The sequence below is a fragment of the Paenibacillus anseongensis genome, from assembly GCF_009757995.1.
In the GTDB taxonomy this organism is placed as follows: domain Bacteria; phylum Bacillota; class Bacilli; order Paenibacillales; family NBRC-103111; genus Paenibacillus_E; species Paenibacillus_E chondroitinus.
In genome coordinates, this window is the sequence record NZ_WSEM01000008.1 from 1 (window position 1) to 23,225 (window position 23,225).

Here is a 23,225-nt window from a genome sequence, read left to right on the forward strand (position 1 = left end):
GACGCATGCACCAAAACCTTGGTAAACGATCCCCAGCTGCATTCATGCAGTGGGCAAGTACCCACCCGGATCAGTTAGCCGAGTACATTCGAGCCGTCTAAAAGAAGAAAACGAACGAAAAAAAGAGAGAAACAAAGGATTTCTAAGAGCAACGTTACTTTCGCTAACAACTCTCCGGAATTAGGGGGTCTGACCGTTCGGCGAGGAAAAGGGCGCTTTTCGCAGAAATAGCACCCTACAGTTCCCTCCCGCGGGAAGGTGGAAGCGGTAGTGAAAATCTTAGGGGGAGTTTGCAGCCTCCCCCTGGTTTTAGCTTGTTCAAGAGCACGGTATCAGCGAATTTTCATGGGGATGCACGCGTAACGCCGCTGAGAATTCAGCGTTACTGAGGAGTTTGGTGGGGAGATGCAACCTCACCACCATCAAGTTGGCTGCCCAGCCAACTTGGAGGAACTACAGTCCGCTATTCCGACGAATAGCGGAAAACGGACCACCCGAGGGGAACTACAAGGCCCTATTTCTCCATATTGGGCTGAATCACAGCCAAACAGAACGAAATAGCAGCCCCTAGTTCCCCTTCAACAAAGAAAAAGGCGCTATTCAAAGAAATAGCGCCCTACCCTTCGCCGAAACGAAGGGTCAAACCAATCCAATCTGCCCGTAATCCCGGCAGACGGACCTTAACTGCTTCGCGTCCAGCACAAGGCCGAAGCCCGGCGATTCGCTGCGCAGGTTGACCTGGCTGTCAGCCGTCCTTGAGGTAACCTGAGCTACGACACAGGTTTCGAAGGCGTCCGACTCGCCCGGCTTCTCCAGCGCCTCGACCCAATCGGCCGACAGGCCGATCGCGAGCTGCTGCCAGACCGTGCAAGCTGGGCCGACCAAGCTGTCGTCACCAATCATGAGTCTGGCGCCAAAACTTTGGATCTTGCGAGCCAGCTCTACCGCATGAATGAGAGAACCCGCACAGCCTGGGTGGATGTTGTAGATGCCGCCCATCCCCGCCGTTACCGTACGCGCAGCCTCAACCGCCGGGCGGAGAGGCGCGTCTGGCAGCAGCTGCAGCGTAGCAACCTGACGCTGCAGCTCAATCCACTGCGGCATGGTCAAGCTCGCCGGGTCTTCGCAGGCATTCAGGCCAGCTTCTTCCAGAATGCGCAGTGAAGCAGCGATGCCGTCTAGGTCATCTTCACTCTTCTTCGGCCGATAACCGTCGTTCACATCGCCGACGATGAACGTCTCCGGCCCCATGATGTCACGGGCAGCTTCGACGATCTTTTTATCCAGAGCGATGTCCCCGAACAACTTGACCTTGAGGTGGGTGCGGTACCCTTGGTCCCAGGACTCTTGCGCCCTCACGCGTACCTTCTCCGGGTCATTTTCCAAGATACAGAATAGCCCTGGGACAGGCTCCATGCCATTCAACCCCAACAGATCAAGGGCGGACTGACCGAGCAGATGCCCCGCAAGATCCAGCAGTGCTGTCTCCACCATCTCGGCACGCTTGGAGCCTAGCTCCGTAAGCCGGCTCATCACTGTGCGAACCGCTTCCCCAATAGACATCCCGATCAGATCTTGCAACGGGCTGAGCCATTCGTTCAAATCCAGCTCCTCGCGGTTGACAGCCATAATATTTTCTCCCCAGCCGCTCTGATTCCCCGCTGAAATGCGGATAAATCCGTGGATACGGTTGGTCCATGCCCCATGACTGAATGTCCGCTGCACGTTCACGTCATACCGGTAAAGCTCAATGGAGCGTATAGGCTCCGTTACCTGACTCAGTCGTTCCATTATCATGTTGACTTCTACTCCCTTCTTATCTCAAGGTCTACAGTTTATTGTGTTCGCGAAAATCCTTAGGCGTCATGCCCTCCATCTTTTTGAAAATCCGGTTAAAATACGTCGGTTGATAGCCGACCTTTACGGCAATCTCCTGCATTTTCAGCTCGGTGCCGATAAGCAGCTCTTTGGCCTGATCCAGCCTTGTCTTGGTCAAGTAATCAACGAAATACATGCCGGTCACTTGCAGGAAAAGCTTGCTCAGACCCGAAGAGGAGATGCCGAGGCGGTCAGCGCACAAGTCTAACGAAATATCCGTTTGATATTCGGAACGAATCATCCCAACTGTACGCTCAACCAAGTCGCGAGCTCTGTCGTTCTGATGATGCATAAGCTCCGCCATCAACGGTTCTACGATTCGAGCGGCATACCAAACCTGCATCTCGTCACTGTCCTTAAGTGCCAACAGCTCCGCATAGAGCTGGCCCCAATCGAACAGGGACCCGGCCTGCATCACGTCCGATTGCATCAAAGCCCCCTGCACAGCTCCCAAAAGCTTAAGACTGCCCTGCTGCAAAAGCAGTTCCCGCTTCGCATGCGCCTTCAACTCTTGGAAAAATAAACCTAACAACCGATGGCTTTCCTCGCCCAGGCCACTCACCATCGAATGAACCAGGTCTTGCTCCAACGCGAAAGGATATCTTGAATCTGCGTGCTCGCTCATCGGTTCGTTTAAGTCAATAATCTGGTTCGGCACATCCAGCTTTCTGTGCCGCAGCGCCTGCTGCACCTCTTCCCAAGCGATCGGAACGCGGCTGATGGCGGATACAGGCTGGCCTAGGCCGATGACCGTATCCATTTTCAAAATGCGGTGCAAACTGTGGCCAATCTCCGAAGCCATTCGCTTCAGCCGTTCAGCCACCTCAGCAGGAGATACCTCACAGGAAAACATCATGAACAGGCCGACGGATAAGTCATGCAAGTTCATGACGGATACATTGTCGTTGCCTGTCAGCTCTTCAATAATATTTACCGCTGCGAATGTCACGAGCGGCTGTTCATCCTCGCGGAAAGAGCCCTGCAGCCGATGGAAACCCAATAATTGCACGACCATCACAACAAATTGCTGGCCTTCCGGTTCCCAGCCGTACTGCTCCATGCGCTGCGTAATCTCCTGCTCCTGCAATAGCTGAAGATGGCCTTGCACCAATTGCAGCAAGAACCCCGTCCGCAGCGAGGAGTGCTGCCCTTCCAGCCGGGACTGCAGCAGATGACTTTCTCTGCTCAAATTCCGCCATTGTTCCTCGATGTACTGGATCTCGTCTTTTGGAACGAGCAGCGGCTCCGGCCCTGCCGGGGTAATCAGCGTACGGAGAAGCCGATGAAGCGGTTGGACCAGCCGGACGGATGCGTACCACGAGCTGAGCAGAACAAATAACAAACTAATCAGCCCCACCGCCATAATGAGCCGTGAAACGAGCACGATCGGTTTCAGAAATTCAGACATCGGCACGGTCGAAACCAGCTCCCAACCGGTAATCGGTATAGTCGCCGTCGATACAACGTACAGCTCATTCCCCCAACTCCAACGGAAGGAAGAGGATTTCTCCTGCTTCACGCTTATCTCCTTAACAAGTGCCTCGTTCATCTCTTTAACGGTAGGCGAAAACAAATCTCGTGACAGCAGCGTTCCTTCTCGATTAAGAATGAAAACAGTACCGCCCAATCCTGCATCAAAGCCCGCCAAATTTAAAAGCTGCTTCTCGTTAATTCGGGCCATGATTACGCCAAAGGGCTCGCCGATAACCGGCAGCTTGTGAATGACGAACAGCCCATCGAGCGCGGGTGCCTGGAGCATGCGCCAAAACAAGCGCTCCCTGACGGCAAGCAGTTCGTGGTAGGGCTTAGCTCCACTTTCTTCCAACTTGTGGATACCTTGGCTGTCCGAGATAAGGCGTGGTGGGTTCTCAAGGTACACAAAGGACTGATCAATTAGCGCACTGCTGTTATTCAAAACAGTCAGAGATTCGAAAAATTCCTTGCTAAACGCATAATTATCCTTAAAATCAATGCCTCTTAGTTTATCGCTCATCGGATTCAGCGTCCACTGGTTCATACCGACTTGCAGATGCCCAAGTGCATCGCTCACTTGCTTGACCGTGTAATCAAGCTGTAGTTTATGCGTCCGTTCAACCTCGCGCTCTATGTAGCTGACACCGATATAATAACTGCTGACTGCAATCAGCAAGGTGGGAATGGTCGTGACAATCAGAATGAGCAGCAAGCTCCGCCGGAATGCGTGTCCCCGATATAATAGCAATCCTTTTCCTAGCCGCTTCTTCATGCCCATCCATCCCATCTTTTATGCTCATACAGGAAGCGCGCTCTTGAGCAAATGCCCAAAAAGCCGCTTCCTGTTGATTTTAAAGTCTTTTATTTACCCGCTGTCCGCTTCTGATACGAATCGTTGACTTCCTTGATAATGGCCTGGAAGTTTTGGTCCTTGGACAGATTGTTCACGAAATCATCCCACGCGCTGATCGGTTCCTTGCCCATGATGACTTTGACCCGCAAATCATCTACCTTCTTATCGATCTCCGCTCCGAATTTGCTCGCCGTTTCCGAGTATAATCCGTTGCCAATATCGCCGACCAGATACGGTTCCCGTGCGTCTACGATTTTCTTGTTACGTTCAAAGACATCGGCAGGCATCCCCGTCCGGTAAGCCCAGAGGTACCTCTCGTCGCGACTGAATATTTTACCCAGTGCACTTTGAGAAACAATATCCTTTTTAGCCTGTTCCGTGGCCAGCTTTATGCCGTCCTTCTCTGTATAGTGAACATCTTTAAAGCCATACCAAGCCAGATCCGTGCCTTCCGTCGATGAACCATAGTCCATTAATTGTAAAATTGTTTTCAGCTTCGCCTCGGATACCTTCTTAGGAATCAGGAAGATACCATTGAAGCCACGCCATTGATACGCCATCTTTTTGCCTTCGGGACTAACCAAATAGGTCATTGGCAAGAAATCCGCATTTGGATTCGTTTTCCGCAGTTCTTCTGTCGGACGCCAGGAGGCTTCAACCGTATCAACCCACATGCCCGCTTTATTAGACTTGGCCATATCCTCGAACTGGCTCAGTTTGAGCACCGCAAAGTCTTCGGGAATGACCTTCTCGTCGTACAGCTTCTTTTGATACAAAATGGCATCACGGGTTTGCGGCTCCAGATAAATATGCGCCAGTTTACCATCTTTCAGTTTCCACTTGCCCTGCGTCGAGTTAAAAAGCGGCTCAAATAGGAAGGAACCTTGATTACCAGCCAGTCCAAATGTGTCCTGCTTGCCATTGCCATCTGGATCTTTATATGTAAAAGCCTTCATTGTTTCGAATAATTCATCCATCGTCTCTGGCATTTTCATACCAAGCTTATCCAACCAGTCTTTCCGAATATTGATAAAAGACCACCCGCCCATTGGGCGAACCGCAGGAATACCATAGTTTTTGCCATCCTGCATCTTGGAGCTTTGCCAAACAGCTGACGGGTAAGCCGCCAAATTCGGGTAAGCCTTCACCAGATCAGGCGTAAGCTCCCAGAACGCGCCTTCCTTTGCCATCTGCATGACAAGCGGGTCGAATGGATCCAGAACGAACATCAGATCCGGGATATCGCCGGAAGCCAGCGTCACCTTCGTTTTTTCCGCATAGTTATTGGACGAAACCCATTGAATATTTAACTTCGTATTCGTACGCTTGCCGATTTCCTGGACGATCACATTGTCGGCGCCCGGCGGTTCCGGTGTGCTGAAGTTCGTCATGATCGAAATCTCGGTCACTTTCTGGGAAGATTTTGCAGCATCGCCACCACCGCAGGCCGTTAAGGCTAAAGCGAGCGCCGTCAAAATCGTTGCACTTTTTACTATACCATGTTTACGTTGTAACAAATGAAAAACCCCCTGATCCATAGTCGGATATTTGCCTCATTACCCTTTGATTGAACCTACCATGACACCCTTGGCAAAATGTTTCTGCAAAAACGGATAAACAAATAAAATCGGGACTGTCGCAATGACGACAGCAGCCATCTTCAAAGTCTCCGGAGGAATGGACTGCTCGTTCATCAGCTCCTGTGCAGCGCCTCCTCCTGCCGCCGTAGACGAATCGATCAACATGTTCTGCAGCAGAACTTGCAGCGGCCATTTCGAAGCATCGGTCATGTATAACACAGCCGAGAAAAAGGTGTTCCAGTAGCTGACCGCATAGAAAAGCCCAAACGCCGCTAACGATGGCAGCGATAATGGTAAAATAATTCGGAACCAGATCCCGATATCATTGCAGCCATCCATCTGGGCCGCTTCCTCAAGGCTATCCGGAATGCTGTCGAAGAAACCCTTCATCAGAATGACATACCAGCCGCTCGTCAGCACCGGGATGATCAATGCCCAAATGCTGTTGATCAAGTGCAAATCGCGTATGAGCAAATACGGTGGAATCATCCCCGGGTTGAAGAGCGTCGTCAGCAGAATTAACAACAGAATCGCCCGACGTGCCGGCATTCTTCTTCGCGAAAGTGCATACGAAAGCGCCGCCGTAATGACCAAGCTGCAGAAGGTGCCGACAATCGCCAAGAAACCACTAATCATCGAGGCGTTCAGGAAAGACTTTGTCGACAGCAAATATTTGTAGGAAGCCAGCGACCACGTAGAGGGAAACAGCCGGAGCCCTCCCTTCAAGTATTCCGATGGATCCATAAATGACACGACGACGACATAATAAAGCGGGAACAACGTCACTAGCCCAATAAGAGCCAACACCGTGTAGTTAACAATCGGAAAGAGGTCCTTCGTGCTCTTTCTCATTCTTCATCCTCCTTCCTTTAATACACGCCTTCTTCGCCGAACCGTTTGGCAAGCTTGTTGGCGATAACGACCAGCACCAGCCCCACGACTGACTTAAAAAGCCCAACAGCCGTACTGAAGCTGAACTGACCTTGTTGAATACCGAGCCGGTACACATACGTATCGAAAACCTCGCCTACGGTCGATACCGCCCCGTTCCCCATAAGGAATACTTGTTCAAAACCAACATCCATAATATTTCCTATTCGTAAAATGAGTAAGATGAGAATCACACTGCGGATTCCTGGTAGCGTAATGTGCCAAATCTGTCGCAATCGCTTAGCTCCGTCGATTTTGGCTGCCTCGTATAACTGTGTATCCAACCCGGCAATAGCCGCCAGGAAAATGATCGTGCCCCAGCCCGCTTCCTTCCAGATCGATTGCACCGTAAGCAAGATCCAGAACAATTTCGGGTTTGTCAAAAAATCAATTTTGGAAAAACCGAAATAGACCAGCAGGTTGTTGATCGATCCATCTGTTCGCGTCAACATCAGAATCGTGATTCCTACAATGATGACCCAGGACAAAAAGTGCGGCAAATAAACGATGGATTGGACCACCTTCTTGAAGGGCTTGCTCATGACCTCATTCAGCAGCAAAGCAATGATGATCGGCAGCGGAAAATAAAACACCAAATTCATGAGATTGATCGCCATCGTGTTGCGGAACAACATCATAAAATCAGGGTTGGAAAAAAAACGGATAAAGTGCTCCAGCCCCACCCAATCACTTCCAAGTACACCTCTGTACGGAGAATAATTTTGAAATGCAATAATGATGCCCCACATCGGTACATACTTGAACAAGATCATAAACAGAATGCCCGGCAGCGCCAACATATACAAAAATTTATCGCGTTTCATAATAGCCCAAATCCGGGATCGCTGCTTGGTTGCAGGTGACCCAAGTTCCGACGGTAAGTGTTGACTGAGTTCACTGTTCATTCTTTTATTGTACACCTCCTCTCGCTTCTCTTGGTGTTCGAATTGATACTCACAGCCTACGAGAATAGCGTTCTTGCCGCAATTAGACTTTTTTTCTCAGGGAAATTCCGCGTCATGACTGGCTTTTCGCTCGCTACAATGAAAAAGAAGAACAAGTCGCTTATCTTTAAAGATAGCAGCCTGTTCTTCTTTTTTATCACTACGGTTTAAACACCATTAGCAGAATGACGATGAATGCAGCAAGATTTGCAATTAAATCCAACCTGGCAGATCGCCTGCGACTTTGCCGGTACGCATCAGGAAGATCATCACCCGGCGTCTGTTGGAGCAGTGTAAGCTGCTGCTTAATGCCCGCTGGAATGAGTCCGGCAAAAATGACGAGAATGACAAGGAAGATGGCAATCGAGAGCACATACCACAGCTCTTTGAACAAAGAAACCTCCAGGAAGCCAAGGGCCAGACCTGTAAGCAGCAGCAGTGTGCCACCTAGCTTCGGGAGGATCGCCGCCTTCTCCAACAGTGCGAGCGCGAACTTGGCTTGACCTGTTGTTCTGGCGCTGCTCATAATTAAAGGGTAGCAGATGACTGCAGCCATGGCTATTACGGCGGAAATGATATGGACGAACAACAGGTAAATATACATGTACGGCCCCCTATTTTTGATTTAAGCTTCTAATGAGGATATTGTTTGAATAGTTGCGGTTTTCGTATTTATCGTTGTTTCCGTATTCGCGATCCGGGCATGCTGCTCTTCTCGATACAGCATCCAACCTACGACAAGTCCGTATACGGCGGTAACAATATGGATCCAAGAAGGCGTTTTATCTACGGCATTTGTTATCACCAATATGGCATCGATGACAGGCATTATGATCGAAGTTAGCATCACAACGAGCATTGCTTTTCTCATTCGAAGTACCATCAAGGCTAGCAGAAAGATACCAATAAACAAATCACGATCTGCTTTAATATGAACAAGATATTTATCCGTAACGTCATGCAGAGGCAGGCCAAAATCCCGAATTGCTGCTTCCGGTGTCATAAAACCTTTTGCTCCTAAAAACAGCATCAACAGCGTAACAACCCCCACTAACCAAAACGATACTGACTTTAATCCCCAATTTGATGTACTCATTTTTTTGTCTCCTTTTTCCAATTTATTTGATTGACTTTATTGTATAGCGGGACTATCATTCTGTTAAGAACGCACTTTAAAGTACGCCACATACTTAAAAGTAAGGGTGTGATTTATCAATGATTCATCAGCGCGAATGTCCCATCGAGACGGTCATTCATGTTTTAGGTGGAAAGTGGAAACCGACGATTTTATGGAATTTGGTGGAATCCACCAAGCGGTATAGCGATCTGGAAAAGCTAATACCTGATGTCTCGCAAAAAATGCTCACACAACATCTTCGTGATCTAGAACAAGAAGGCGTGATCCAAAGAACGGTATACCCTACCGTCCCTCCAAAAGTAGAATATTCACTTAGTGAATATGGCCGAACATTGGTCCCTGTAGCAGAAATCATGTGTGCTTGGGGAGAAAAACATAATGAACGCAAACAAAAAGAACCAGCGTCTTAAAGCTGGTTCTTTTTGTTTGCGTTCAAGTCATCTTCCTGAACCCAAGTCCACATAGCCGCAAAAATAGGCTGCAGTTTCCACCCGCGCTCCGTTAGCTCATATTCTACATGTAGGGGAACCCCGGGATACAGCGTGCGCGTAATAATGCCTTTGTCCTCTAGTACCCTCAGTCGATCTGTTAATGTCTTCGGACTTATCGGGTGCAACCTTCGCCGCAACTCTCCGAATCGCCTGGTGCCGACGAACAACTCCAACAAAAGAGGAAGTGTCCATTTACCATCCAAGATTTCGAGCAAAGGATCAATGGCTTCGATACAAGAACGATCCAACATGCACATTTCCTCCATAGTTCATTTTATGAAACTATTGCACCTTATTGTAACTACTTTTCAAATGTACCACAGTACTGTAGTCTTATTGAAGAGCAGGAAAATAAGATTCCACTTCGTATCGATATTAACCCCTGCGTGGTGCGCGCAACCAGGGCGATTAAGCGATAGGATCAGGGTTTCGTATCATAATAAAAATCTGAATATTCAGCCATTTTATCTATAAAATTTATAATTTGCCCGAAAGGCTGATTGGAGGCACATATGCAAAGACCATTTGATGTAGATCCATCGGAGTATCCGTTCAAGGACAACTGGATGCCGTATCGCGATGGCATGATTCATTACGTTGACGAGGGGCAAGGCCCCGTCATTCTTCTTCTACACGGAAATCCCACCTGGTCCTATCTTTACCGGAATGTCATCAAAGAGTTGAGTGGTGAATGTCGGCTTATTGCACTGGATTACCCAGGACTCGGGATGTCACGGGCTCCTTCCGGCTATGGCTACACACCTCAGGAGCATTCGGAGGCGGTCTCCGAATTCATCCGACGCTTAGATCTCAGAGACTTCGTCCTAGTCGTGCAAGATTGGGGAGGTCCGATCGGTTTCAATTATGCTGTCAAACACCATGAGAATTTGCGCGGAATTGTCGTTATGAATACATGGGCATGGCCGGCAACACTCCCCGCGATGAAGCTATTCTCATTAGCAATGGGAGGGTGGCCAATCGGCTATTGGCTGCAAACAAGGCAAAACTTTTTCGCTAAGAAAATTGTTCCACATGGGATCTATCATACCGAGAAAATCACGGATGCCTTGAGAAAAGCCTATACCGATCCATTCCCAACACCAAAATCACGGAAACCTACATGGATATTCCCGAGGCAGATCCGTAAGGCACGTCCTTGGCTTGAGGAGATCGAGAAGAAACTACCGGTTCTAGCCAATTTGCCAGCTCAAATTCTGTGGGGAATGAAGGATAGCGCTGGCTTTCCACTCGAAGAGATGTCGAAATGGCAGAGTTATTTGAACTTGAATGAAACCGAATCGTTAGTCGATGCCTCCCACTATGTACAGGAAGATCGACCAGACCGGGTGACTGCATCTATCCGCAGAGTCCTTGAACGGACAACGCAACAATCTAAGGAGGTTATATGATGAAGACAATTTTATGGGCAACCTTAACAGGAAATGGAAACTACGCACAATCGGGTCCGAATAACCCGCCGAAGCAGGAAGCGCTCACCGATTTTGCAGCACATGCCCAGGCAGCAGGTAATTTCATTGTAGGAAGACGTACATTTGAAGGGATGCAGGCAAGCGGCAGTGGTGGCTCTTTTGCCAATATGGATATCGTCGTAGTATCGGGAAGCGTAAAAGAAATTCCCGGTGTGACGGTTGTTGGCTCGCCGAGCGATGCCCTAAGCTACCTGCGGGATAAAGGCTATCTGACTGCCCTCATTTCGGGAGGTGCGGACCTTCACAATGCTTTCCTGAGTCAAGGGCTTGTTGATGAACTCATATTCAATATCGCGCCAGTACTTGAAGGCAAAGGGCTCAATTTATTAATTGATACAGAGAAATACCGATACAAGGAAGTGGAATTATTGAACTTCAAGTCGCTCGGCAGCGGCGTCGTTCAAGTGCACTATGCGATTGATCATCATATGTAAGGGATGAACACGAAAACCGCGCCTTTTAGGACGCGGTTCTTGTGTGTTAATCAACTACACTTTCACTGCTTTTGTTTAAACTAAACTTAACTTAATCGACGACTATCCGGTCGCCCTTGCTTATTGGTTGCGAAATGACTAGAAATTCAACGTCCTCATTGGATTTATTAAACATTTGATGAGGGACTAATGGAGGAACTTCGACTCCTTCTTGTGGATGGAGGACAATCTCTTTTCCCTCCATTTCCATAGTTCCAATGCCCGACAGAACGAAGAAAAATTGACGGGATTGCTGATGATAATGTTTTACCTCCGCTGTATTTGCCGGCATCCTCTCATGAATGACGCTTAACTCATTCTTTTTAACTAAATGCCATCCGTCACAGCGATCTCCCCACATATAATGTTCCGCATTTTGCTTGCTTATTATCATCTCGATATGCTCCTTCTCCGTTACTTTAATAGAGAATTATTATACATGAAGATGAATAAAAATTCAAAACAATGTTTTTTCTCCGAGATGGCTTCGGCAACGGGTTTTGTCTTAAAACTTTTGAGCTAACTCACGAGCGTATTGAATGGACTTCTCTTTAATGGCTGGCGCTTGATCAGCCTTTGCAGCAACGCCCTCTATAAAGATGCCTTCAAACGAAGGGACCGCAAAAAATTCCATAATCATTTTTAAATGACGATGACCGATTTCAAACTCTGCAAATGGCCCCCCTTGCGCATAAAAATTGCCGCTTGCCTGAATATGTACAGCCTTTTTATCGCTTAACATCCCAATAGGACCATTGCTCGTGTATTTAAATGTTTTCCCAGCAACACAAATCGAATCAATGTAAGCTTTCATAACGGGTGGGAATGAAAAATTCCACATGGGATTGACGAACACATATTTATCCGCCTCAACAAATTGATCCACCAATTCGCCCATCCGATTTAATTTGTTTTGTTCTTCTTTTTTCAATTGATTAAAAGGGGTACCAGAACTTAATTTTCCCCAGCCGTTGCAGACATCCGAATCAATTTGTGGAATGTTCATTTGGTAGAGATCAAGATACAACACTTCATCATGGGGATTTGCTTCTCTATATGCCTTAATAAATTCATCTCCGACGGATAAACTGTAGGAATTTTGATGATCAGGATGAGCTGTAATATATAATACCTTCGCCATTTTACTTGATCTCCTTTTTGTTTGCTTCATAAACACTAGTAAGACAACTGGGAGATTCAAAATGTGACATCCCTTTTTGAAGCTGAAATGTCATCTTGTAAAGAAACCTTTACTTGCGGAATCTTCTTTTCATCGCATATGATACATGGTAGACACGCGGGTCCACCCCAAAACATCGTGCGAGAGGACTAGCAAGCATATGGCTTCCGTATCCTTGATTCAAACTGCCTATGATTATATTCATAGACAAATCATGCTGGGAGAGTTCATGCCCGGCACGCTCTTATCTGAAAATGAACTGGCCGATTCCCTCAACATGAGCCGAACGCCGGTGCGCAGCGCGATTACCCAACTGGAACACGACGGACTGGTCGTTTCTCTGAAGAAGCGCGGCGTCCTAGTCAAGGAGCCCTCCCTGAAAGAAGCCATGGATATCATGGAGATTCTGTATGCGTTTCAGCAGCTGGCCTTGGAGCATATTGAAACTCACGGCGAGGTGCCGGACCTCAAGAAGCTCAAGGAATGCCTCGATCTGCAATTGGAAGCGACAGAGCAAGGTGCTTACTACCTCTATGTCAAATACACGTTGCAATTTGCGTATAATTTCATCAGCATTCTGAACAATAGCGCCATGCTCAAGATGATGGAGCTTTATATAGATAAAATCGTGCTCTATGCGACCATTAATTTTAAAATCACGCCGCATGAACCACACTATTCCGGCAATCGTGTGAATCAAGCGCTCTATGACGCCATTGCCGCCAAGGATTGGACGGAAATGCGTCGAATTATCAAAGCTTCTCATGACTATAACCGTGAACGTATGGTCCGGTTAGGCCGCATATAACGCCAAAAAGCGTAAAGGACATGGTGCGTCCCTTACGCTTTTTCATAATATCGCTGCAATTTAGCGGCAGATTCATTCTTCTGTCTTTATATCAAGTCTAGAAAGTCTAGATTCAATTGAGGCAAGAAGCTTTTTAATCTCCAACAACTCGCCATTAAACTGTTCTAACGTATTTAAATCATCTTCCTCCATACGGTGCAGATGTTTTTGAATATCATCAATTTCCTGCTCTGCTTTATAATTAATGGCGAAATCGATAACCGACTCGTGTTTATCTCTGGCACTTTGTCGATTCTGGCTCATCATAATAATAGGCGCTTGAAAAGCTGCAAGAAAAGATAAGCACAGGTTCAACAGGATAAAGGGAGGCTCGTCAAAGTGAAGAGGTTTGATGAAAGGAAGCGTATTCCAAATCATCCATACGACCAGCACTGCACCAAAGCAACCGATGAAAGTCCAGCTACCACCAAACTTGGCAATGCTGTCGGCAAGCCGGTCGGAGATCGTTGTATTTTCCGAGTACTCTTCATCCACCCGATTTAGAATGCTTTTTTCATACTCGTCAACCAATCTGTCTATACGCAGCGCGTTCGATTCACTAAGCTCAATATCGAACCCCTGAATGACAGAAGCCTCATCAAAAAAGTCATCGTTTTCCATATTCTTTTTGTTCATTTCTCGAATTCCATCCTTGTACACGATTAGTGCATGATTCCACCAAATTTATTTTTAACCTAATCGTGGGTTGTTATTCGAGGAATTCCCGTGAGAATCCTATTGTTCTTGTCATACGCTGTTAATCTTAATTCATTCATTTCAACTAAACTGTAAAATACTCTCTTCCAGTTCGTTTGAATGATCGTTCCCGTTATCACTTGATTGTACTTATCTATGATATCTATCTTACTAATTTCGGGATCATCGATGTAACCGTAAATGAAATATCTTCTAACATTATCTTTAAAATTGATTCCTTGTGCATCTACTAGAAATTTACTTCCATCAGACATGGCGTTACTACTGTTAAGATTCCAACCTTCATCATCACTGCCATCAAAAACAGCCAAACCAATGCCCTCATTACCATTATCAAAAAGAGCCCTGTAGAGAATAAAGGGCTTCTCCGCAACTGAGCCTCGATAAACGATTTCGCGACTTTCTTTTTTATGATTTTTATAAAATGCTTCTTCTACTGTCTTGCTTTTACATCCAGAAACACTCATACCGATTAGAATAAGCATAAAATGGTTTTGAATAGTTGCAATTTTCCCCTCCGTGTTAATTGGGTTATGCTACTGCAAAGCTTTTTCAACAAGTTCCTTAATAGGCGTCTGACCCCCAATCAACTGTTGCAGATCATCGGTCGTTCGCTCCATTTGTCCTTCTGCAATGGTACGATAAATAAAAGCCGTTGTTTCCGCAAAAGATTTCGGTAGCCCGGCCTGAACAAGCAAGCTCTTCTCCTCTTCATAAGACACGGACTGATGAGTCACGCTTTTACCAGATATGTCTGAAAGGATGTCAGCCAAATCATCAAAACTCCACGGAGTGTTGGACACGAGGTTATATGACTTATTTTCATGGCCTTCCTCTGTCAGAACGGTTGCTGCAGCCAAAGCCAAATCAATGCGACTAACCGAATTTATTTTGCCATTATTGGTATTAGTGAAAATGGTACCGCTCTTTATATAGGTTTTAAGTGACGCGTTAATAAAAAATTCCGTATACCCTCCGTTACGCAAAAAAGTGTAAGGAATCCGAGTCGTATGAATCGCATTCTCCGTAGCGAGATGAACACGAGCAAATGGATTGTCTTCAGCAAAAGCGAAGCTTGTATACGCAATATGTTGTATTTTTTGATCTCTGGCTGCTTTCACGACATTGGCATGTTGAACGACGCGCAGCGTATCATCGGATTCTGAACTTGAAATGAACAGCAGCTTCGTTCCAAGTCTAAAAGCATTTTGCAGAGATTCAGGGACATTATAGTCCGCCAGGCGAACTTCAATGCCAAGAGCTGCAAGAGCAGCCGCTTTTTCCAGGTTGCGAACAACCGCGATAATATGACTTGCAGGTACTTTTTTAAGCAGATGCTGTATAACGAGATTGCCCAGCTGACCTGTCGCTCCTGTGACAATAATCTTCATCAACCGATCTTCCTCTCTATTCGTTCGTGGCGAGCTATACTTTTAAAATAGCTTTTGCCGAAGCGATCCACAAGTGAGTTAATCCTTATAATTAAACTTTACTGCCACACGATGCGTCCTTTTCTCAGCTTGGCTATGTACACAATTTGCCCTGTATGATAATGAATTTCTCTTTTAGTCCATCTCACTTAGCATCTTGTCCGCCGATTTGCTGAGCTGGCTGAATATAAACTTCGGCGCGATTCGATTCATAAGCTTCAAAGCGTTGCTTTGCCCAGGGCGGATTTCGAAGTTATCCTGCTCCATCCCGCGAATAGCGGCCCCCACCATGGTGGAGACATTCATCGCTTTCGATCCCGCCAGATCCGCCGGGTCGAACGAGTCTACGAGCGGAGTATCCGTCAAAGGAGGCGCTAGTTCGAACACCTTTACCCTTGTATTTTTGAGCTGTACTCTCAGCGACTGAGTAAAGGAGTGAATTCCTGCTTTGGCTGCGCAATACACCGGAGAAATCGGCAGCGGGACGAAGGCGAGGCCCGACGATACGTTCAGGATCGCAGCCGACTCTTGCATTTTCAAATGCGAAAGAAATTGCTTCACCATCCGGATCGGACCGCTCAAATTCGTCTCGATCTCGCGGTTTAGATCCTCCAGATCAACATCCTGATCATGTAGATTAAGCCTGCGCATGAATCCTGCGTTGTTGATTAGCACATTAAGCTCGGGAAATTGCTTCACAACCGTTTCAAACAAAGCTGCAATTGCCTTAGGATCCCCAGCATCACTTTGTATCGTATGTACCGTTGGCAGCTTTATCTTCGCTGCATCCAGCCTCGCTTGATCCCGCCCCGTTATGATGACGGTATTCCCCTGCTTCATCAGCTGCACGGCAAATTCGAAGCCAATGCCGGATGACCCTCCTGTGATAAGTACCGTATTCCCGCTCATTTTCATGCGATCTCGACCTTCCTTTCATTTTTTACTATCCTATTCTGAAGAAAATTTAAATAGTCTATTTCACTCGCTCCGCGTGTAAGAGGCTGCACGCGGCAGCCTCCGGTTTGATATTTTACTAACGTTCCTCGATTATTCATTGTGACTTCTATACTTAAAAATCTCGTCAACAGCTTGCCGGTACCCCCCTGATTGCCGAAGGGATTCCCTCGTATTTGCTACAGCAATCTTGTAAGAGGGTTCGCTTAACACATGGTCAACGGCTTCCCGCAGTTGATTTGCTGTCAAGCTTTGCATTTGCAATTGCATGCCTGCCCCGATAGAGGCGACTTGCGCGGCAACCATCGGCTGATCGGCGCTTTGTGGGATGACAATTAGCGGAACCCCGTAATAGAGACCTTCATGGGCACTATTCATTCCACCATGTGTAATAAATAATTTGGTATAGGGCAGCAACTGTGTTTGTGGAACATAATTTTTCACGATGAAATTTGGAGGGATCTCCCCTAAATCAGCCATTTGCGCTCTATTCCCAATAGACATGACAACCGTATGATCCGTGTTCCCAAATGCCTCAAAACAAAGCTTATAGAAATCTATGGCTTGGTTAAAAACAGTCCCCAGTGAAATGTAAATGGGTTCCTTCCCTACAATTGCTGCAAGGTCAAAGTTCTCTTGCGTCACCCGCGAAGCGATCGACGGACCTACAAATTTAAAAGTAGGGTCAAACGCTGCGCCATTAGGCTGAAACTCCCTGGTTGTATAAACGATTGTAAGAGGCGCAGGATTACAAAACACTTCATAACGTGAAGGGATCTCCACCGCATATTGTTCCTTCAATTTTGACGTTAAGCTTTGAAACTTATCATCTATGGATTTAAGTGTTTCTGTAGGGATTCTCGTAGAAATTTGTTCCACTAATTGATCAAATGAACCTTTCGTCTGTGCAAAAGAAGTACAAGAGTTGATTGCAGGAAGCTTAAGAATTTGCGCAAGCAAATGGCCGCAACCAAACATCGAATCATGAATGATGTAATCAAAATGCTCATTTTCAATCTGCTCAAGAACACTAGGAATCACAATATCTGCCGTAAGCAAAAGACCGTTGATTCTCTCAAGCAAATAATCTCGCCCGCCGGAGATAAAAGCTTTGATAAATTTCTGATCGTCAAATGTTCGTACGGAAGCTCCCGTCTTTTCTATGCGCTCCCGATAAGCCTCGATACAAAAATACACAACCTCTTCCCCACGAGAAATCAGTTCCTGCACCACGCCAATAGTTGGATTGATATGTCCCTCTGAGCCGCCATTAATAAATAACACACGCGCCATTTCCATCACTCCTTAACCTATATTTTACCACAAAAAAAAGGAACTATGACGGGATCATAGTTCCTGAACGAGAGTGCAGTTATCTATTTCTATTCTAGCTTCATGTAATAAAGATTCGTAACGTCTTCCTTAGTAATGGTATGTGCGCCAGGCGCAAGCGATACGCTGACAGTGCCATTTGCAATCGCATAGCTTGTTCCGTCTATTTTGATTTTTGTTCCGTCTGCCGTATTAAAAACTAATGTCAATGTTGCAGCTGTTGTTGAAGTAAACCCAATACTCGTGGCAGACTCCATTTTTAAACATTGCGTTAATGTTAAGCCGTTATATACCACGGTTCCCTTGGAAGTGGAGAGGTTTCCTTGGATATTGAAAAAGCTGCTTGTTTTTCCATCTGTCGTGAAGTTATGGACAATTGTCGATGCAGGCGGTGGTGTTTGTACCGGCGGTGTTGGCGTTGATGTCGGAGGCGTAGGTGTTGGTGTTGCCGTTGGTGGTGTTGGTGTTGGCGTCGGTGTTGAATCTGTTGAATTACCGCCCACAGACACCAGCTGGGTCGTATAACTTTGTATTTTAGACATCAGTGCTGTATTCAGGATAGAGGACGTGTCATCAACGGAATCATTGAACTCCCATGTAAAATCTCCACTACCAAGGCGGCCGGCTTCTGTCGTAACAACTTGCTCAACAGCGCCTACAGCATCAATGTTAGAGGCAATCACACCCGTATCAATTGTAGTATCAAAATTATTATAAGCTGTACCGCCTGATACTGTTTTGAAGGTGTTTGGAACGGTTTGATTTCTTGTTGAAGCTAAGTAAGCATCGAATTGTGTAGCACTTGCCGGGGCTGTTCCACTATCGGAATTCGCATAAATGATACTGCCAGGATCAAGGATAAGGTTGTTGTAGGCTTTAATCATACCTCCAGGTTCCCCGGAGAATGTGCCTTCCCCATCATGCATATCCGTTCCTTGTAAGGAAATGAGCATTGGATTTTTGGTATGCCTAAAATAATTGGATTCTACAAATGCAGAGCTGCCTGTTGTAGCGCCAACACCGTATTTGGAGACGCCGTCAAAAAAGTTATTGTAAATATGAATCGTTCCCGTTCTGATCCGCGGATGGCGAGAGTCTGAATGATCAAACCAGTTATGGTGGAAGGTTACAAAAAACTCGGACGACTCACTCAAACCGACAAGAGCAGCTTTGCCAGAATCCCAGTAATGATTATAAGCGACTGTAATATACGTTGTTCCTTTTTTCAGATCCGTGGAGCCATCGCCTTTTGCCTGGTCAGCGTCTCCACCTGCTGTTCCATAGAAAATATCATTATTATGCAGCCATACATTGGCATTACCTGTATCAAGTGAAAGACCATCGTCAGGGAATAACATGATGCCTAGGTTTCTAACTTCTACATTGCCGACGTATCTAAGCAGCATTCCCCATCCATACGCATAGGCATCTTTTCCGATACCTTCTAATGTGATGTTCATTTCGGAATAATTGGATTTCCCTTTTACTTCAAGGAATCCACTGCTGTTTAGTTGTCCACTCATGTCAGCGGCTGTAACTTTTCCAATAAATCGGATTGCGAGCGGTGTTTTATCATAGCCTTTTTGTCTGAGGGCCAGAATTGAACCTAGTCCAACACCTGTTTGTAAATCGCCAGCGCTATTGATTTTCACACCAAGGGTTACCGTTTTCGCAGTTGTAGATGTGACATACAGAACTTGAGCACCATTCTTAAGTGTACCATCCTCATTATAAGCACCTGAACCCGTACCAAACGGAGAGTTATTTGCAAAAGCAAAACCGGATCTGTCGTGCGGCGCTACGGATATCGCATTTGAAACAATGCTTTCTTTGGAACCATCTGACAGGACGACTTCCACTTTCATGATATAATTTCCAGCTGCAAGCCCTACCGCATCAGCTCGCCAATAAGCAGCGTACTTACGGATTAGTTGCGTATCAATTTGTTTATATTGCGAATCTGCTGCAGCTGCCGGCTTAACAAACACATTATATCCTTGAGCATTGCTTACAGGTGACCATTCAACGAAAGCCGTCTCATTCCACCCTCCGCTATTCGTGATCGAAATACTGGAGGCTTGCGCTACCTTCGTTACTAATCCGGTTCCGATTAGAGAGATTACAAGAGCAAACAATAGAACGTAATTCGATACCTTCGCAACACTTTTTCTCAAATGAATTCCTCCCGCGATGAAATGTATGAAGCACGCTTGCAATCGCTTACAATTAGCTCTATCCCCCCTCACATACTCGAACTTATTTGGATTATTTTGGAACCTCCACAGCTTATCAGTTATGAATGAGGTTCCGAAACAATCATTTGATCATATCACCCGTTAATCTGAGCTAATGATTATTGTGAGTGTTAATGATACTTCCTGACTCTGGATACACGGGTGCTCCCTTAAAAATGGAAAAACTACCGCTAATCGAAGCAAATCCGGTGCAAGGAAAGAGATAGCTGGAGAAACTCCATCTAAATCGTTGCTGACGGTCGAAAATCGACGGATTTGCTGAAATTAGCGGTAGAAAGTCCAGTTAGCTCTGCAAAAGTGGATCGGACGCGTAAAATAACAGGAGTAATCGGCGGAATCTACTAAGTAATTTTATCTATCCACGAGGCTTGGAATGATGCTCTATGAGATCCTCATAATGCGTAAGCTTAAAATTCATGACAGACAGAGCTTCTTGCATTTCATTAATCTGCGCCTCAATCTTGCGTTGATGCTCCTTGAGTATGTGGTGGCAACTCTCATATTCATGATTGGCTGCCAGGGTCATATACCTTTCAATTTCCTTAAGGGGCATGTTAGTTCTTTTTAGCTTCGTCACGAAAATAATTCGGCTCAAATCTTCCTGATCATATTCCCTCTGCCCGGTTTTACCACGTTTAATCGTAGGCATTAATCCAATTTTCTCATAATAACGAATCGTATCATAACTGAGTCCGGTCTTATCGGAGATGTCAGCAATTGAAAAAGTTGGCTCCATTCTTCTCCTTCTTTCCAAATCATTGCATGCCCCCTAAGCTCAGGCCATGAACTTAATATGGGTCATCTCCTCACTAACCTGCCATAGCCGCTCGGCCAAATCCGGATCGATCGCCCAAGGAAATACGCCTTCGATGACTTGGCTCAGCCCTTGCGGAGCGTTGGCCGGAACAACTTCGGCGATATCGACATCCAGGCAATAGACGCCGCCTTTCCCGTTCAGTTGTGTACTAGTCGCACACCATACACTCGTAGCGGCTCCTTGCTCGGCCGTTTTGAATACCCCATTTGCAGCGACCTTCTCCTCGTCTGACATAAACCGAACCAAATCCGTCATGATTCTGCCGGGATGCACAGAGAAAGCACGAACTCCGTAGGCCTTCCCCCGCTTGTCCAGCGCAACGGCAAAAAGCGCATTCGCCGACTTGGACTGGCCGTATGCTTTCCATTTATCGTACTCTTGCCCCTTGAAATGAATATCGTCAAAATTAACGCCTCCGAAGCGAACACCGGTTGAAGAAACGGAGACGACCCGCGCGCTTCCCGCCTGTTTCAAGGCCGGCCAAAGTCGCAGCGACAGCTGAAAATGCCCCAAATGGTTGGTTGCGAATTGGGATTCGTAGCCGCGTTTGTCAAGCACATATGGAGGAGCCATGATACCTGCGTTGTTGATCAGAATATCCAGCGGACGGCCAGAGTCCAGAAACTGCTGGGCAAACGCGTCTATCGATGCAGGATCTATCAAATCCAACTCCGCCAGTTCAACCCGAGGGATGCCGGCAACGGATACGCGAGCTTTCTCCGGAGTACGTGCCGGAACAATGACGGTCGCACCCGCTTCAGCTAGCGCGCGGGTAGTTTCAAGTCCGACGCCTGAGTACCCGCCGGTCACGATGGCGATCTTCCCGCCTAGATCTCGTCCTTCCAATACCTCCCGGGCTGTTGATTGCGCGCCAAATCCAGAATGGATCGGTTGTTGAGGTGTCACTTGATCTTTATTTTCAGTAGTCATGTTCATCTTCCTCCCTAAACTCATTCGTGCTTCTTGTACCACCTTTGCATTGTAAAGCATGGAGTAAACTCCAGCGCAAGCGGATTTCTACCCGGATGCCCTGCTCTAACAACAACAAACCGGAACCCCTAAGAGTCCCGGTTTGTCCTTGCTTATTCAAATCAGCTACGCACAGCGGTCTGATTATGTTTCGTATAGCGGTTTTCCGGTATCGGTAACCCTAGGTTGCCCCTTAGCGTATCCGCTTCATACTCCTCGCGGAACAAACCGCGTTCCTGCAGAATGGGGACGACAAGCTCAACGAAGTCCTCGAGACCTTGAGGTGTGGAGCTGCCCACAATGAAGCCATCGGCTCCGCCTTCTTCAAACCATGCCTGCAGTTTATCAGCGATAACCTCCGGCGTTCCCAGGAAGGTTGGCTTAGGCGTGGCCACTTGAAGGGCAACCTGGCGAAGCGTTAATCCTTCAGCTTTCGCCCATGCTTTCATTTTGTCCGTTGCGCTCTGGAAGCTATTGCGGCCAAGATCGCCAAGCTCCGGGAACGGCTCATCCAGCGGATATTGCGAGAAATCGTGATGCTCGTAGAAGCGGCCGAGAAAATCAAGTGCTTTGTCAATTGACGTGAGACTGGCAATTTCCTGATATTTACGCTCCGCTTCTTCCTGAGTTCGGCCCACGATTGGCCCTATGCCCGGAAGAATGACGATTTCATCGGGATTGCGACCCAACGCTTTCGCACGTCCTTTTACATCCGCATAATACTTTTGGGCATCCTCCAAAGTCTCCTGACCCGTGAAAATAGCATTTGCCACTTTCGCAGCGAAATTCTTACCGTCTTCCGATGCACCCGCTTGGAAAATAACCGGCTGCCCTTGCTTGGAGCGTGCGACATTAAGCGGACCTTTGACGGAGAAAAACTCGCCCTTATGATTCAAAGTGTGCAACTTCGATGGATCGAAGAATACGCCTTTTTCTTTGTCTCTCACAAAAGCATCATCTTCCCAGGAATCCCATAGTCCCGTTGTGACTTCCAAATACTCATTTGCAATCCGATACCGCTCGGCGTGAGCCGGATGCTGGTCTTCCCGCTTGCCATAGTTAAGCGCAGAACCTTCCAAGGGAGACGTCACAACATTCCAGCCCGCTCTGCCGCCGCTAATCACATCCAGGGAGCCGAATTGCCGGGCAACTGTAAAAGGTTCACTGTAAGAGGTTGACAATGTCCCAACTAGACCAATTTTGGAGCTAATGCCGGCCAAAGCGCTCAGAATAGTAATGGGTTCAAACCGATTTAGAAAATGAGGAATGGATTTCTCCGTAATATACAAACCGTCTGCAATGAAGACGAAGTCAAACTTGCCTTCTTCCGCTTTCAGCGTCCATTTTTTATAGAGTTCAAAATTCACACTGGCATCTGTAATGGCATCCGGGTGTCTCCATCCCGATATATTTCCTCCAACACCGTGAAGAATGGCACCTAACTTTATTTTTTTCTTGCTCATGTCTCTTCCTC

23 protein-coding genes are annotated in these 23,225 nt (G+C 46.8%); 4 read left to right on the forward strand and 19 right to left on the reverse strand.

The genetic code is table 11. The features are described from left to right. Window positions 1-639: 639 nt before the first annotated feature. The 7 genes from GON05_RS07935 to GON05_RS07965 all read right to left on the reverse strand — a co-directional run bounded on the left by GON05_RS07935 (window position 640) and on the right by GON05_RS07965 (window position 8,754). Complete coding sequence (locus GON05_RS07935) at window positions 640-1,797, reverse strand: enolase C-terminal domain-like protein (RefSeq protein ID WP_157318607.1); 1,158 nt, start codon at window positions 1,795-1,797, stop codon at window positions 640-642. 31 nt (window positions 1,798-1,828) lie between these two features. Continuing rightward, entirely contained in the window at window positions 1,829-4,123 is a 2,295-nt protein-coding gene (locus tag GON05_RS07940; protein WP_157318608.1) for a helix-turn-helix domain-containing protein, read from the reverse strand. Between the two features lie 89 nt (window positions 4,124-4,212). Then, entirely contained in the window at window positions 4,213-5,721 is a 1,509-nt protein-coding gene (locus GON05_RS07945) for an extracellular solute-binding protein (RefSeq protein ID WP_246238922.1), read from the reverse strand. A gap of 39 nt (window positions 5,722-5,760) precedes the next feature. Next, window positions 5,761-6,636, reverse strand: a complete 876-nt coding sequence (locus tag GON05_RS07950) for a carbohydrate ABC transporter permease (protein ID WP_157318610.1) — start codon at window positions 6,634-6,636, stop codon at window positions 5,761-5,763. Between the two features lie 17 nt (window positions 6,637-6,653). Beyond that, window positions 6,654-7,619, reverse strand: a complete 966-nt coding sequence (locus tag GON05_RS07955; RefSeq protein ID WP_246238924.1) for an ABC transporter permease — start codon at window positions 7,617-7,619, stop codon at window positions 6,654-6,656. Between the two features lie 199 nt (window positions 7,620-7,818). Continuing rightward, window positions 7,819-8,262 (reverse strand): DUF2269 family protein, encoded by a 444-nt coding sequence (locus GON05_RS07960; protein ID WP_157318611.1) that lies wholly within the window; start codon window positions 8,260-8,262, stop codon window positions 7,819-7,821. A 21-nt stretch (window positions 8,263-8,283) separates the two neighbouring features. Further along, entirely contained in the window at window positions 8,284-8,754 is a 471-nt protein-coding gene (locus GON05_RS07965) for a DUF4267 domain-containing protein (RefSeq protein WP_157318612.1), read from the reverse strand. Between the two features lie 119 nt (window positions 8,755-8,873). On the opposite strand from GON05_RS07965, the gene GON05_RS07970 reads away from it, so the two are divergent. Continuing rightward, complete coding sequence (locus tag GON05_RS07970) at window positions 8,874-9,206, forward strand: winged helix-turn-helix transcriptional regulator (RefSeq protein ID WP_157318613.1); 333 nt, start codon at window positions 8,874-8,876, stop codon at window positions 9,204-9,206. Here GON05_RS07970 and GON05_RS07975 read toward each other — a convergent pair. Continuing rightward, entirely contained in the window at window positions 9,203-9,538 is a 336-nt protein-coding gene (locus GON05_RS07975) for a winged helix-turn-helix transcriptional regulator (RefSeq protein ID WP_157318614.1), read from the reverse strand. The two genes, GON05_RS07970 and GON05_RS07975, sit on opposite strands and share 4 nt — an antisense overlap. A 261-nt stretch (window positions 9,539-9,799) precedes the next feature. Here GON05_RS07975 and GON05_RS07980 point away from each other — a divergent pair, with 261 nt between their 5' ends. Continuing rightward, on the forward strand, window positions 9,800-10,696 hold the full coding sequence (locus GON05_RS07980) for an alpha/beta fold hydrolase (protein ID WP_157318615.1): 897 nt from the start codon (window positions 9,800-9,802) through the stop codon (window positions 10,694-10,696). Beyond that, window positions 10,696-11,211, forward strand: a complete 516-nt coding sequence (locus GON05_RS07985) for a dihydrofolate reductase family protein (RefSeq protein WP_157318616.1) — start codon at window positions 10,696-10,698, stop codon at window positions 11,209-11,211. Before GON05_RS07980 ends, GON05_RS07985 begins: the two co-directional genes overlap by 1 nt. Window positions 11,212-11,302: 91 nt before the next feature. On the opposite strand, the gene GON05_RS07990 is transcribed toward GON05_RS07985, so the two are convergent. Both GON05_RS07990 and GON05_RS07995 read right to left on the reverse strand, forming a co-directional pair. Further along, the gene (locus GON05_RS07990; protein WP_157318617.1) at window positions 11,303-11,644 is read right to left on the reverse strand and encodes a cupin domain-containing protein; all 342 of its coding nucleotides are present in this window, start codon (window positions 11,642-11,644) and stop codon (window positions 11,303-11,305) included. A gap of 111 nt (window positions 11,645-11,755) precedes the next feature. Further along, entirely contained in the window at window positions 11,756-12,391 is a 636-nt protein-coding gene (locus GON05_RS07995) for an NAD(P)H-dependent oxidoreductase (RefSeq protein ID WP_157318618.1), read from the reverse strand. A 145-nt stretch (window positions 12,392-12,536) separates the two neighbouring features. On the opposite strand from GON05_RS07995, the gene GON05_RS08000 reads away from it, so the two are divergent. Further along, entirely contained in the window at window positions 12,537-13,238 is a 702-nt protein-coding gene (locus tag GON05_RS08000; protein ID WP_157318619.1) for a GntR family transcriptional regulator, read from the forward strand. 72 nt (window positions 13,239-13,310) lie between these two features. Here GON05_RS08000 and GON05_RS08005 read toward each other — a convergent pair whose 3' ends face one another. The 9 genes from GON05_RS08005 to GON05_RS08045 form a co-directional block, all read right to left on the reverse strand. Beyond that, window positions 13,311-13,913, reverse strand: coding sequence for a DUF1003 domain-containing protein (locus GON05_RS08005; RefSeq protein WP_157318620.1), 603 nt, complete (start codon window positions 13,911-13,913; stop codon window positions 13,311-13,313). Window positions 13,914-13,972: 59 nt separating this feature from the next. Next, window positions 13,973-14,479, reverse strand: a complete 507-nt coding sequence (locus GON05_RS08010) for a hypothetical protein (protein WP_157318621.1) — start codon at window positions 14,477-14,479, stop codon at window positions 13,973-13,975. 51 nt (window positions 14,480-14,530) lie between these two features. Next, window positions 14,531-15,385 carry an SDR family oxidoreductase gene (locus GON05_RS08015; protein ID WP_157318622.1) on the reverse strand — a complete coding sequence of 285 codons (855 nt, stop codon included), beginning with the start codon at window positions 15,383-15,385 and terminating at the stop codon, window positions 14,531-14,533. 174 nt (window positions 15,386-15,559) lie between these two features. Continuing rightward, the gene (locus GON05_RS08020; protein WP_157318623.1) at window positions 15,560-16,339 is read right to left on the reverse strand and encodes an SDR family oxidoreductase; all 780 of its coding nucleotides are present in this window, start codon (window positions 16,337-16,339) and stop codon (window positions 15,560-15,562) included. A 132-nt stretch (window positions 16,340-16,471) separates the two neighbouring features. Beyond that, on the reverse strand, window positions 16,472-17,671 hold the full coding sequence (locus tag GON05_RS08025; RefSeq protein ID WP_157318624.1) for a macrolide family glycosyltransferase: 1,200 nt from the start codon (window positions 17,669-17,671) through the stop codon (window positions 16,472-16,474). Between the two features lie 89 nt (window positions 17,672-17,760). Continuing rightward, entirely contained in the window at window positions 17,761-19,884 is a 2,124-nt protein-coding gene (locus tag GON05_RS08030; RefSeq protein ID WP_157318625.1) for a pectate lyase family protein, read from the reverse strand. 436 nt (window positions 19,885-20,320) lie between these two features. Then, the gene (locus tag GON05_RS08035) at window positions 20,321-20,701 is read right to left on the reverse strand and encodes a MerR family transcriptional regulator (protein WP_157318626.1); all 381 of its coding nucleotides are present in this window, start codon (window positions 20,699-20,701) and stop codon (window positions 20,321-20,323) included. A 39-nt stretch (window positions 20,702-20,740) separates the two neighbouring features. Continuing rightward, the gene (locus GON05_RS08040) at window positions 20,741-21,712 is read right to left on the reverse strand and encodes an oxidoreductase (RefSeq protein ID WP_157318627.1); all 972 of its coding nucleotides are present in this window, start codon (window positions 21,710-21,712) and stop codon (window positions 20,741-20,743) included. Window positions 21,713-21,873: 161 nt separating this feature from the next. Then, complete coding sequence (locus GON05_RS08045) at window positions 21,874-23,214, reverse strand: LLM class flavin-dependent oxidoreductase (protein ID WP_157318628.1); 1,341 nt, start codon at window positions 23,212-23,214, stop codon at window positions 21,874-21,876. Between the last annotated feature and the right edge of the window lie 11 nt (window positions 23,215-23,225).

Coding starts and splice junctions, on each gene's coding strand:
- GON05_RS07935 (WP_157318607.1), bottom strand. CDS start 1,797: ATGATAATGGAACGACTGAGTCAGGTAACGGAGCCTATACGCTCCATT.
- GON05_RS07940 (WP_157318608.1), bottom strand. CDS start 4,123: ATGAAGAAGCGGCTAGGAAAAGGATTGCTATTATATCGGGGACACGCA.
- GON05_RS07950 (WP_157318610.1), bottom strand. CDS start 6,636: ATGAGAAAGAGCACGAAGGACCTCTTTCCGATTGTTAACTACACGGTG.
- GON05_RS07955 (WP_246238924.1), bottom strand. CDS start 7,619: ATGAACAGTGAACTCAGTCAACACTTACCGTCGGAACTTGGGTCACCT.
- GON05_RS07960 (WP_157318611.1), bottom strand. CDS start 8,262: ATGTATATTTACCTGTTGTTCGTCCATATCATTTCCGCCGTAATAGCC.
- GON05_RS07965 (WP_157318612.1), bottom strand. CDS start 8,754: ATGAGTACATCAAATTGGGGATTAAAGTCAGTATCGTTTTGGTTAGTG.
- GON05_RS07970 (WP_157318613.1), top strand. CDS start 8,874: ATGATTCATCAGCGCGAATGTCCCATCGAGACGGTCATTCATGTTTTA.
- GON05_RS07975 (WP_157318614.1), bottom strand. CDS start 9,538: ATGTTGGATCGTTCTTGTATCGAAGCCATTGATCCTTTGCTCGAAATC.
- GON05_RS07980 (WP_157318615.1), top strand. CDS start 9,800: ATGCAAAGACCATTTGATGTAGATCCATCGGAGTATCCGTTCAAGGAC.
- GON05_RS07985 (WP_157318616.1), top strand. CDS start 10,696: ATGAAGACAATTTTATGGGCAACCTTAACAGGAAATGGAAACTACGCA.
- GON05_RS07990 (WP_157318617.1), bottom strand. CDS start 11,644: ATGATAATAAGCAAGCAAAATGCGGAACATTATATGTGGGGAGATCGC.
- GON05_RS07995 (WP_157318618.1), bottom strand. CDS start 12,391: ATGGCGAAGGTATTATATATTACAGCTCATCCTGATCATCAAAATTCC.
- GON05_RS08000 (WP_157318619.1), top strand. CDS start 12,537: ATGGTAGACACGCGGGTCCACCCCAAAACATCGTGCGAGAGGACTAGC.
- GON05_RS08005 (WP_157318620.1), bottom strand. CDS start 13,913: ATGAACAAAAAGAATATGGAAAACGATGACTTTTTTGATGAGGCTTCT.
- GON05_RS08010 (WP_157318621.1), bottom strand. CDS start 14,479: ATGCTTATTCTAATCGGTATGAGTGTTTCTGGATGTAAAAGCAAGACA.
- GON05_RS08015 (WP_157318622.1), bottom strand. CDS start 15,385: ATGAAGATTATTGTCACAGGAGCGACAGGTCAGCTGGGCAATCTCGTT.
- GON05_RS08020 (WP_157318623.1), bottom strand. CDS start 16,339: ATGAAAATGAGCGGGAATACGGTACTTATCACAGGAGGGTCATCCGGC.
- GON05_RS08025 (WP_157318624.1), bottom strand. CDS start 17,671: ATGGCGCGTGTGTTATTTATTAATGGCGGCTCAGAGGGACATATCAAT.
- GON05_RS08035 (WP_157318626.1), bottom strand. CDS start 20,701: ATGGAGCCAACTTTTTCAATTGCTGACATCTCCGATAAGACCGGACTC.
- GON05_RS08040 (WP_157318627.1), bottom strand. CDS start 21,712: ATGACTACTGAAAATAAAGATCAAGTGACACCTCAACAACCGATCCAT.
- GON05_RS08045 (WP_157318628.1), bottom strand. CDS start 23,214: ATGAGCAAGAAAAAAATAAAGTTAGGTGCCATTCTTCACGGTGTTGGA.